11 protein-coding genes are annotated in these 10,666 nt (G+C 43.4%); 8 read left to right on the top strand and 3 right to left on the bottom strand.

Going from position 1 to position 10,666, the window contains the following annotated elements:
- Positions 1–2: 2 nt before the first annotated feature.
- Both ITG12_RS14600 and ITG12_RS14595 read right to left on the bottom strand, forming a co-directional pair.
- Positions 3–446, bottom strand: coding sequence for a prepilin peptidase (locus ITG12_RS14600; protein WP_038865941.1), 444 nt, complete (start codon positions 444–446; stop codon positions 3–5).
- A 27-nt stretch (positions 447–473) separates the two neighbouring features.
- The gene (locus tag ITG12_RS14595; RefSeq protein ID WP_038865939.1) at positions 474–677 is read right to left on the bottom strand and encodes a Flp family type IVb pilin; all 204 of its coding nucleotides are present in this window, start codon (positions 675–677) and stop codon (positions 474–476) included.
- A 332-nt stretch (positions 678–1,009) separates the two neighbouring features.
- Between ITG12_RS14595 and ITG12_RS14590 the strand changes: the two genes are divergently transcribed.
- From ITG12_RS14590 to ITG12_RS14555, 8 genes are all read left to right on the top strand, one after another.
- A complete protein-coding gene (locus ITG12_RS14590) occupies positions 1,010–1,873 on the top strand; it encodes a LysR family transcriptional regulator (RefSeq protein ID WP_038865937.1) in 864 nt (287 codons plus the stop codon).
- 11 nt (positions 1,874–1,884) lie between these two features.
- Positions 1,885–2,700, top strand: coding sequence for a transglycosylase SLT domain-containing protein (locus ITG12_RS14585; protein WP_248873160.1), 816 nt, complete (start codon positions 1,885–1,887; stop codon positions 2,698–2,700).
- A gap of 153 nt (positions 2,701–2,853) precedes the next feature.
- Positions 2,854–4,545 (top strand): AMP-binding protein, encoded by a 1,692-nt coding sequence (locus tag ITG12_RS14580; RefSeq protein WP_038865934.1) that lies wholly within the window; start codon positions 2,854–2,856, stop codon positions 4,543–4,545.
- A 332-nt stretch (positions 4,546–4,877) separates the two neighbouring features.
- A complete protein-coding gene (locus ITG12_RS14575) occupies positions 4,878–5,513 on the top strand; it encodes a response regulator transcription factor (RefSeq protein WP_038865932.1) in 636 nt (211 codons plus the stop codon).
- 206 nt (positions 5,514–5,719) lie between these two features.
- Positions 5,720–6,313 carry a hypothetical protein gene (locus ITG12_RS14570; RefSeq protein ID WP_038865931.1) on the top strand — a complete coding sequence of 198 codons (594 nt, stop codon included), beginning with the start codon at positions 5,720–5,722 and terminating at the stop codon, positions 6,311–6,313.
- A gap of 95 nt (positions 6,314–6,408) precedes the next feature.
- Positions 6,409–7,092, top strand: a complete 684-nt coding sequence (locus tag ITG12_RS14565; protein WP_038865930.1) for a fimbria/pilus periplasmic chaperone — start codon at positions 6,409–6,411, stop codon at positions 7,090–7,092.
- A 10-nt stretch (positions 7,093–7,102) separates the two neighbouring features.
- Entirely contained in the window at positions 7,103–9,493 is a 2,391-nt protein-coding gene (locus ITG12_RS14560) for a fimbria/pilus outer membrane usher protein (protein ID WP_038878992.1), read from the top strand.
- A 3-nt stretch (positions 9,494–9,496) separates the two neighbouring features.
- Complete coding sequence (locus ITG12_RS14555) at positions 9,497–10,348, top strand: hypothetical protein (RefSeq protein ID WP_038865928.1); 852 nt, start codon at positions 9,497–9,499, stop codon at positions 10,346–10,348.
- A gap of 63 nt (positions 10,349–10,411) precedes the next feature.
- Here ITG12_RS14555 and ITG12_RS14550 read toward each other — a convergent pair whose 3' ends face one another.
- Entirely contained in the window at positions 10,412–10,621 is a 210-nt protein-coding gene (locus ITG12_RS14550; protein WP_038865927.1) for a DUF1127 domain-containing protein, read from the bottom strand.
- Positions 10,622–10,666: the final 45 nt, after the last annotated feature.

The raw sequence follows: 10,666 nt of genomic DNA, 5'->3' as shown, positions 1-10,666 counted from the left end.
TTTTAAACGGATGTTTTCAAAAGAAGTGCCGTATAAAACCCACAACAAATTGCAACACCGTAGGGGAGCCCGATCTGAGATTTCTTACCCTCTCCAGTAACGTGAGATGGTCGCGGTAGTATCAGGTAGGTTACTGCCAATATCCCTCCGTATATCCCAACGAAAATCAATGCCTCTAAAAGGCTTTGAGTTGGGAGTGAGAAAGAAAAAGCAGCAATAAGTTTTACGTCCCCTCCTCCAAGTACCCTAATTACATGGAGGAAAAGCAAAGCAGACCAACAAATACCTAAAACCCAAAGACTTGATAGTGAAAAGTCTGCAATGCCAATCGCAATCGCTAAAACGGCAATCACCAATACGTGACTGTTTTTGATGGTTCGCTCTCTGATATCAGAAAGCGACACAACAAGACAGACTGTTGCTAACGTGATGTATAAAAACAACATTCAATAATTGGAAAACCTGTTTTAGTTTCAGAATGCATCCAAGTCAGCAGCAATGTCATCAAACGCTCCATCCAATGCCGTAATAAGAGATCCATCAGAAGCGAAGGTAAGAATCAAGAATGCCGCCATTGCAACACCGATTAATCCGTACTCAATAGCAGTAACGCCCTGCTCATCATTTTTAAGTTCATTTAGGTAGTTTGTAATGTCTACATAAAGTTTAGTAATCATGGTTTGTCCCTCTTTCCTTGTTTCGTACTAATTGCTTAGCACTTTGATCGTAGACACCGGATCACTGTCTCAAAAATGAACAACATCGGTGTGACCGATTCTGCCAATACTCTGTATTCCAATTGTCCTTATTCTTTAGAGGTATCAGAAAAAACTTCTATCTACAGTTCAGTCAATTAGCTATCACTCTTCTTCTTTGACTGGCAAAAATAAGATTTTGTACCATAAACTTAAACTGTGACGCATATCACACTTAGCTAAATTGTTAGTTAAGCCTTCTTCATACCCATTAAGCTAAAACTTAAGGACTAGAGGAAAGAGGAAGCACCTCGATGAAACTTCCCTTCGACAATCTGATCTCTTTTCATGCCGTGATCACTTATGGTTCTTTCAGCAGTGGAGCGAGAAAGTTAGGTAAGTCTCAATCGACGGTAAGTGGTGCGGTGAAGAGCTTAGAAGAGGAGCTAGGCTATCTGCTAATAGACAGAAGCAACAAACAAGTTGAACCAACAGAACGGGGAAAGAAGATCTATCAGCTGGCAACGCCCATCATCAACAAGTACAACGAACTGAGCCAAATCGCCGAATCCCTGTTGAGAACTGATCTATACCATATGCGAGTCGGCATTGATTCTCTGGTGTTTAACAACGAAGTCAAAAGTGCACTCATTGAGTTCTCAGAAGCCTTTCCTGAAATTGAACTTACTGTCGTCACTAAACCAAGTCGAATTCTGGGTCAATACGTCAATAATAACCAAATCGATATTGCCATCTGCAACCCTTATCACCGCACCAAATTAGACTTTAATATTGATGAGCTTTTTACCGTCAACTGCAATTGGATTGTACATCGAGAGTTAATTCAAGAGGGTAAGCCCACTGAGTCTCGACTACTCTTATTGGATGGGTGCGAAGATTTGATCGACCTTTCGAATGTAGCCAAAAACAACATGTGGATACTCGATGACATCAGTACCATCATGGAATTGTGTATTGCTAAGAAAGGCATGGCGTTCCTTCCGCAACATACGATTGATAACTCCATGCATCAGGGGGTGTTAGCAAAGGCCCCCAGCGAAAGTGCGTTGTTTGGGAAGCAGCTGTACGCCTCGTTGATTTGGCCAATACACTCTGACTACGGCAAATACCATCAATGGTTGCACGATAAATTAAGAAAAGGGCACAAACACTTTTAACTGGAGTCGAGATGTCTTTCTACTCTCCATTATTCAAAAACTACCTTCTCATCGTCTTGAGCATTGTTTTGCTTTATGCCTCTTACCCAATTCAAGCAAAAATGACTGCGGTAGACAAAAACTCCGTTGCTCAACAAAATCGGCAATCATTGAACAATAAAAAGCTCAGGCTGAAACCTGCTCCAACCGCCTCTACCAGTTCAAGAAATCACGTTATTGAACTTCGAGGAAAAAATACGCCTTCTTCCCAAACCGTTTATTCGTTCATCAAAAAGCCAACATCGCCTGCCGCGTTACAGTATTTACCCACCATCGTCGCAGCATCAAAACAATGGCAGATTGATCCTGCTCTTATTCTTGCTGTCATTCATACGGAAAGCGCATTTAACCCCAATGCGGTATCTCATGCCGATGCAATTGGCTTGATGCAGGTGATGGAAAACGGTGGAGCATTAGAAGTCTCTCAGCAGCTCTATTTTGGCCGAAGGATAGAAAGAGAAGCATTGTTTGAGCCTGAGTTTAATATCGATATAGGCACGGCATATTTACATATTCTCGAAACGGAGTATTTACACGCTATTCACTCAGAAAAGAGTCGAACCTTACTCGCAATTGCGGCCTACAACTGCGGTTTATCGAATTTAATGCGCTACTTGTCTTATACACAGTCCATTCCAAATTTTACTAAAGAAATGAATAAATTAAATGATGAAGATGTCTATTTTCGACTGACACAAGCACTGCCAATTGAGGAAACTCGGCTCTATGTCGCGAAAGTGATGAAGCTTTATCAGCACTATAAAAAGCACCTCACCAATACACCTTAATGATGGACTTAACCGTACTTTGGCCCAAAGAATCGATAAGCTGTGATCCTTGACAGCAAGTTACTGTTTTTTCTCTCCCCAAATAATCATACTCATGCTATCGTTAACATTACATTAACAACAACAAACCTGCGATTAACATGGAGTTAGAGAATGATTCAGCCTAACGAGTTAAGTGAGCAGACTTGCGCTCTCCCACCACCAAATGAAATGATTCTCAAATGGGCAGCGGAGCGCCCAGATGAAGTCTACTTAAAACAAATCATCAACCGACAGTTTGTTGAGTTCACCTACGCCGAAGTGGCCGACCAAGCACTAAAATTGGTTACCGCTTTGCGCAATTTGGGGATTCAGCCGGGCGATAAAGTCGCGCTGGTTTCAAAAAACTGTGCCGAATGGTTTATCTGTGACCTTGCCATGATGCTCGGCGATTACGTCAGCGTACCTATTTTCCCGACTGCGGGTGCAGATACCATTGAGTACTGCCTCACACACAGTGAAAGTAAAGCGATCATAGGCGGTAAGTTGGATGATCCGGCCGCGACCCAACAAGTCATTGATGCCATGCCTGATGTGATCAGCATTGCTTTACCTTACGATACCGCGCCGAAGTGCCAACATCAATTTAAAGCATTGATCGCTAATGCGCAGCCGAGTGAGGAGCGTCCTCAGCACTACGATGATAAGCTAATGTCTCTGGTTTATACATCTGGTACTTCTGGCCTGCCTAAAGGCGCAATGCTGACCTATGGCGCGTTCAGTTGGTCAGTACAACAACTGATCAACCATATTGGTATACAAGAAAACGATCGCTTGTTCTCTTACTTGCCGCTTGCGCACATTACTGAGCGGGTATACATCTTTGGCTCGTCAGTCATGGGTGGCGTAACGACTGCTTTCCCAGAGTCACTCGATACTTTTATCGAAGACGTGAAGATGCACCGCCCTACGCTGTTTATCTCCGTACCACGCTTATGGACACTGTTCCAACAACGTATTCAAGACAAACTGCCACAGAAAAAACTCAATATTCTGTTGAAGATTCCTTTCGTCAACTCTCTTATTAAGAAGAAGCTGGCTGACGGCCTTGGCCTTGATCAAGCACGTGTATTGGGATGTGGCTCTGCGCCAGTATCTCCTGCCTTATTGGAGTGGTACCGCAGTGTCGGCCTCAACATTACCGAAGCTTGGGGCATGACTGAATCTTTCGCTTACAGCACCCTCAACTACCCATTTCGAGCAGATAAAATTGGTTCGGTTGGTAATGCAGGCCCAGGTATTGAACTCAAAATTGCTGACGATGATGAAATCATGGTTCGTGGTAACGGCTTATTCTCGGGTTATTACAAAAACGACATCGCAACTCAAGAGTCATTTGACAGCGATGGTTGGCTGCATACAGGCGATATCGGCTTTATTGATGCGGAAGGCTACCTCACCATTCAAGGTCGTAAAAAGGACACCTTTAAAACCGCCAAGGGTAAGTTTGTTGCTCCAGTACCAATTGAGAATAAGCTCTTTGAGTACAGCCGTGTAGAAATGATGTGCTTGATCGGCTTAGGTCTGCCTGCACCGATTCTGTTGGTCGTGCCACATGACTTCCCGAACTTTGATCGAGAGCGCTACGCTCGTACCACTCGTAAAGTGATTGAGAGAATGAACCAAGATTTAGAGTCTCATGAGCAGATTAAAGGGGTATTGATGATCCAAGACCCGTGGAGTATAGAGAATGGCGTGCTCACACCAACACTCAAGATAAAACGTCATGTGCTTGAACAAAAGTATCATGAAATTGGTCACAACTGGCCGAAAGGCGATCTCGTTGTTTGGGAAGAAGATTTGTAATTATCCTTCCTAACTCACCCCAATATCACCCCTGATGCTGACAAAGTTGCGCATCAGGGGTGATTCTTTTCATACCTTTTCATACTCCGCCCGCTCTAGCTTCACCGCTTATTTTCCTAACTTATTGTCTTATCGATATTTGTATTCTAGTCATTTGGTACTAACCTTTTTTAATACAGGTGCACATGATTTGTTAGCGTAGTTTTGCTTACAACAATATGAAAATGCATGAATCATATGCCGCAGTCTATTCGTTAAATACTTTTATACATCAACGCGTTGAGAACTAGGTTAATAAAAAATCAAAGACTAGACCTACAGGAATATTTGCCATGGAATTCAGTACTCAGCATTTTGTTGTACACCTTTTAAGTCGAGATAATTCATACTCTAGGGTGATTCGCGACTTAATTAAGGTTTCCTTTCCATACGTCAACTTCGTCAATAGCGACCGCTTCACCCAGTTGGATGAAAACAGTCTCAACTCAATCATATTGTTCGACGTACAGACCATGCCATGCCCTAAACGATATGGTATTGCGCCTAACGAACGAGATGAAAAGTGGATCGCCGTTAATGTCAGCTCCCAAACCTCATTAGAGTGGCTAGAAAAAGGCTACTCAGGGCAGATTTGCCATGGACTGGAACTGCTTCCCAAAGCCGTCTCTGCGGTCGCAAATGGCGATGTTTGGTTCCCGCGCCACATCTTAAATAAAGCCATTCATCACTACCAACAGGGGACTGAAAACCCTGTCGTCGCGGCCGAAGAGCTTAGCTCTAAATTCTTACTTACCAAAAGAGAGAGTGAAGTCTGCAAACTCATGCTTCAAGGTCTCTCTAATACGCAAATTGCAAGACACTCAAATGTGAGTGTGAATACGGTCAAAACTCATGCGTCCAACGTATTGCATAAATTAGATGTGCATTCTCGCTACGAGTTAATGGCGATGGCAAAAGATCAGTTCTAAGCTAACTATAAGAAATAAAAAAGGATTATTGATTAATTCAACATTAGACAGGGTGAAATCAAATTGAGTTGAACCAAGTTCACCCCTTTTTCACCCTAACTAATAACATCATCTCACCTTTGTCGGTGAGGTTGAGAGACTCCTCCCCTCATAAGCTAGTAGAGCGATGCAACGATATGCATTCATTACTAACGAGGGATTGAGTTATGAAAAAGTTACTTCTTGCTTCAGCTGTAGCTGCAGCTGCTGCTTCACTTTCTTTTGGCGCTTCTGCGGTTCAGTTTAACAACCCAGTAGACTTTACAACGCTGAGCAAAACTGACCAAAAAACGATTCGTATTGAAGGTCGTGTGCCAAAACGTTGTTTACTACGAATCGGTAAGAAAGATGTGAAAAACAATGTTCTGCGTAAAGCAAACAAAGTGCACTCAGATTCGTGGGATAACGGGTTCAACAACAAGAAAGTGTTAGTTGGTAACTTACGCGCTTGGTGTAACTACGGTACTGATTTGGACTTCTCAGTAACTGCTTACAAACTTCGCGGTGTTACTAAACACAATATGGGCATGAAAATTAACTATAAAGTAAAAATTGGCTCTGAAACCGTTGCGAACACTAAAAACCACCATGGCATGGAGCAAATGGCAACTCCGCTTCCATCAGTTGGTGAGCACTTGGTGAACAAGATCAACAAGCATCCAATTTACGTGAAACCTGAAGATTCAGGCTTTGCACGAGCTGGTAAATATAAAGGTCGTATCAAAGTAAGCCTTGCTGCATCAGGTCCAGTAATGCCTTAACCGAACGACATCTTTATAGATAATATCTTTTAAAGGTAAAGGCAAAAAAACTTGGCTCGGTTATCGAGCCAAGTTTGTTATAGGGAGATAAATCTATGGCTAGGATCACCACTCTTCTCTTTTCTTTATTGTTCAGTTCTGTCTTATTTGCTTATGAGGTAAGTCCGATTTACTTAGAGCTTGATGATGTGGGACGGGGTTCCCAAGGGCTTTATAAAGTAACAAATGTAGAAGAAGAGCCCATTTTGCTTGAAGTGAGTGTCTATCAAGCTGATTTCTCTAGTGGGGAGGAAATCTTAACGCCATCAGAAGAGGACTTCTTAGTTCTCCCACCTCAAGCCAAAATCGATGGACAAAAATCACAAACATTCCGCGTCCGTCACATGCCGAAAGGTAACATCAGCCAGACAGTCACCTACCGAATTATCTTTACTCAGATTGAACTTGAAAATCAGGTCGAAGACGAGACGGATGACAGTTCGATCTCAATGTTATTAGAGTTTGCGACCCTTGCCTTCGTTTCACCAGCATCCAGCAAATCCATTCCAAAAGCGTCGATTCAAAATAACCAAGTTGCGTTAACCAACGATGGCAAACGCGTACTGAATATGAACGGGATGGAATTCAATTTCTCCGGAGGCAAGTCAAACGAGACTATCGATTGGGAAGTGTTGAGCAATAAGAGTAGTGCTTATTTAATGCCGGGTAGCACGGTGAAATACGCCCTTCCTAGCAAGTTAGGACAACCAAAGAAAGTCACCGTAAAAACATTAGACTAATGAGGTTTTCATGAAGAATCTCATTATAGGCCTTATCTTCTTGCTGACCTTGCAAACTGCAACTGCTCAAAGTTGGTTATTTCCATTTCCGTTGATATGGGGGGAAAGGACCCTTGGGGAAATCGATGCGTATTCGGATGGGATCACAGTTGGCTCCATCAATGTAGAACAATTGACACAAGCAACTGAGCAATTAGTCAATGCTGGTACGCTCGACGCCCTCCGAAACTTACCAGATGAGTATGTCACGGTCGAGCAATTGAAGCAGATGGGAATAGCAGCAGAATTCAATTCATCAGATCAAAGCATCAACCTCGTGATTGATGAATCCGCAGCGGCTGATTTTCTGCTTTCTTTCGGCAGTAAATACGAGCCTGCGCAATATTCAGAGAGTGCATTTTGGACCATGCAAAACACCTTCAATGCCAGTACTGATTACACCTTGTTTAGCGATTCAGACAGTGAAAATACGCAGACATGGTTAGGAGAATGGTTGGTGAAGGCCAACATAGGTGGGGTTCGTGGTGCCAATATCGACGTCTCGGGTTTTATTACTGATGGCGACGATATTGACTCTGACGTTTATCGTGGGGAGGCAAGACTCTTCTTCGATGAACCGAGCACGCCTTGGCGTTTAACCTTCGGTGATGTGACTCAAACCAGTGCCGGTCATTTACCTAGTACACCGTTAGGCGGCGTTGCATTTGAGCGTTTGTATCAAGACCTTCAACCAACTCGCAATATTCAAAATGGTGGTACACAACCTTTAGTGCTTAACGAAAGTGCTGATGTGGAGATTTACATCAATGATATTTTCCTCACCGAAATCCGACTTCCACCAGGCCGATACACCCTTGATGACCTTCCGCTGGTCTCTGGCACTAATGATGTTCGGTTAGACATCAGTTATCAATCAGGCCGCACAGACACCATTGTTTATAGCCAATTTTTCAATTCTCGCCTACTGCGTGAAGGCATCTCTGATTTTGGATTTTACTCAGGACTGATTTCGACGATTGAGGACAACAACTTCAAATACGATGATGAGCAATGGGTAACGTCTGGGTATTACGATTACGGTATCAGCGATACCTTAACGCTTGGCGTAAACGGCTTGTATCACCCAGATGGGCAACAACTTGGTGTTATCGCTACCATTGGTTCAGATTGGGGGAATTTGGGGTTAAGGGCTTCCGCTCAAAACAACAAACCCAATGATGAAACTGGCAGCATTTACAGCCTGGATTACTCTCATCAACTTTGGGGAACGGACAGTTATGGCTCACCAAACTTTCGCTTAGGTGCTGAATATCAAGATCAGTATTTTTCACTGCCTTGGCAAATTGGCCCTTCAGCGACAGGGTTACGAGTGTTCTCTAACTATGTATTTACCATTACGGATGATCTCAATCTCATCTTAACTGGGGACTATCGTGATTTTGAAGAGGAGGAAATTGAATGGCTAGTTTCGTCAGAAATTGCGTGGCAATGGTATAGCCTCTCGCTCTCTGCTGGTGTAGAAAAAGAGGAGAACCCAAACGACAATATTGATGAAACGCGCTTCACCTTCTCCGCGGATTGGGATTGGAATTCGGTTTCTGGGGAATATAACGCCAATGTTTCCTATTCGAATGAGCCCGATACTTATCGAGCACAATTCCAACGTCCATCCGATGATTACACTGGCAGCTATGGCTATGCTATGACCGCGGAAGGCGATGCAGATTCACAAACCTATTCCGTTGAAGGCGATTATGTTGCCAACCGATTTATTGCCGATGCCAAGGTCTCCCACCTAGAATTTGATAACGCAGACAGTTACCAAACGGCTTCCGTTCGCGCGAGTACGGCATTGACATTAGCAGACGGTAACTTGGCGTGGTCGCGCCCAATAAATGGCCCAGTTGCGATTGTCGCAGTTCATGAGTCACTAAACGCAGACGTCGAGATCAATGCTGTCGCGGATGATCCCGCAGAAGCCATATCAACTTCTACAATAAATAATGCGGTTCAATTGTCTGGTGGGCACCAGTTATCAACGATATTTATCAATGTGCCTGATGCGCCCGTCGGGTATGACTTTGGCGACAGTGAGTACAGCATTACTCCAGGGTCTCAAACCGGACACCTCATAAAAATAGGGTCTGCGGCATCGAAAACCATCATTGGTACGATTGAACTTAGCCAGAATAAACCATTAAAACTATTCCAAGGTCAGTTAGTTGGACAACAGAAAACGTATGAATTTTTCACTAACCGATCAGGTAGATTTGTTGTAGAAGGCGTTGCGCCGGGCGATTACACCATCATGATAGATGGCTTCTCCCCAACGAAACTGAACGTCCCTGATACAAATGAAAATCTGATTTATCTACCCACTTTACTTATTAAAGAGGGATAAACAATGAAACACCTAATCAAACTCTCAGTGCTTGGTTTTGCCCTACTTTCCCATTCAGTCTGGGCGGAATGCAGTGGCAAATGGACGCTCAATGTCGACAGAAGTAACGTCGAATTTAAACGCGATTTAGGCGCTTATATACCCGTCTATCTTGAACTCTCAAGAGACATCCAACGCTGCCGCTTTCCGATGGCCATGGTCTCGGTTAACAATAAGCAATCTAGCTACTTGAGCTCAATAAGTGGAAACTTGCCCCTGACGATCTTAGACAAAAACTTTCGTCAATTAAGCCACTTTCCTAATAAAGGGTTCCAACTTCCACTTGATAATAGCCAGAGAACCAAGTTTTGGATTAAAGTCCCAGAGGCCAAAACATCTGCCTCTGGGAATTATACCGGCCTGCTAGAAGCCTCCATTTCACTAGATAGAAAAGAAGAGACCAAGAATGCAAAAGTAAAACTAAAGGTACCCGCCTTTGTCGCATTTAACTCTGCACCGAATACTCCCAACCTTCAGCGCTCCGGCAATTCAGGTTATCGCTTCCAGTTAGGTGAACTTGAATCCAACCGAACCTACCGGTCTGATTTTGATCTTCTGTCTAATTCAAACGTTCGCTTAGTCATTAAACAAAAGTATGGTGAGTTAAAACAAAAGTCAGAACCAGACTTTACGATTCCCTATACCCTCAAGTTTAACCATACCCAGGTAAACCAGAAGTCGGTTTATACCTTCTCTAATAATGAAGATACTAAGCGGTGGGGTTTACCTCTCGAAGTAACGCTAGGCAACATTGATTTTGCCCGTGCGGGAAGATACCAGGACACGATTACGGTAGAAGTGAAAGCGATGCCTTAAAGTGAAACCACCAAGTACAAAGCCAGCGGTGAATTGCCCGTTGGCTTTTTCTTTAGCTAGCGTTCAATCTCGCCAAAACGGTTTCTGAATTTCCTTTTGTACTTCACTTTCGTTGTAACCAATATCATCCAAAAGATGCTCTGGAAGGTCTGATAGATGACGCCGTGTACGGTAATTCTTTCTCCATACGACTAACTTGGAAAAGATATACTGAACTAAACGCTGACGTGGTTTCGAGGCCCATCGCCCACAAGTTTGTGCTGTATTGTTCATATCTCCTCCTTTTGATTCACATTGACCACTTAATAATCAACGACT

Source organism: Vibrio sp. ED002 (assembly GCF_023277445.1).
GTDB lineage: Bacteria > Pseudomonadota > Gammaproteobacteria > Enterobacterales > Vibrionaceae > Vibrio > Vibrio jasicida.
The sequence above is the reverse complement of the archived record's forward strand: the minus strand, read 5'-3'. Positions and strand labels throughout refer to the sequence as shown.

Coding starts and splice junctions, on each gene's coding strand:
- ITG12_RS14600 (WP_038865941.1), bottom strand. CDS start 446: ATGTTGTTTTTATACATCACGTTAGCAACAGTCTGTCTTGTTGTGTCG.
- ITG12_RS14595 (WP_038865939.1), bottom strand. CDS start 677: ATGATTACTAAACTTTATGTAGACATTACAAACTACCTAAATGAACTT.
- ITG12_RS14590 (WP_038865937.1), top strand. CDS start 1,010: ATGAAACTTCCCTTCGACAATCTGATCTCTTTTCATGCCGTGATCACT.
- ITG12_RS14585 (WP_248873160.1), top strand. CDS start 1,885: ATGTCTTTCTACTCTCCATTATTCAAAAACTACCTTCTCATCGTCTTG.
- ITG12_RS14580 (WP_038865934.1), top strand. CDS start 2,854: ATGATTCAGCCTAACGAGTTAAGTGAGCAGACTTGCGCTCTCCCACCA.
- ITG12_RS14575 (WP_038865932.1), top strand. CDS start 4,878: ATGGAATTCAGTACTCAGCATTTTGTTGTACACCTTTTAAGTCGAGAT.
- ITG12_RS14570 (WP_038865931.1), top strand. CDS start 5,720: ATGAAAAAGTTACTTCTTGCTTCAGCTGTAGCTGCAGCTGCTGCTTCA.
- ITG12_RS14565 (WP_038865930.1), top strand. CDS start 6,409: ATGGCTAGGATCACCACTCTTCTCTTTTCTTTATTGTTCAGTTCTGTC.
- ITG12_RS14560 (WP_038878992.1), top strand. CDS start 7,103: ATGAAGAATCTCATTATAGGCCTTATCTTCTTGCTGACCTTGCAAACT.
- ITG12_RS14555 (WP_038865928.1), top strand. CDS start 9,497: ATGAAACACCTAATCAAACTCTCAGTGCTTGGTTTTGCCCTACTTTCC.
- ITG12_RS14550 (WP_038865927.1), bottom strand. CDS start 10,621: ATGAACAATACAGCACAAACTTGTGGGCGATGGGCCTCGAAACCACGT.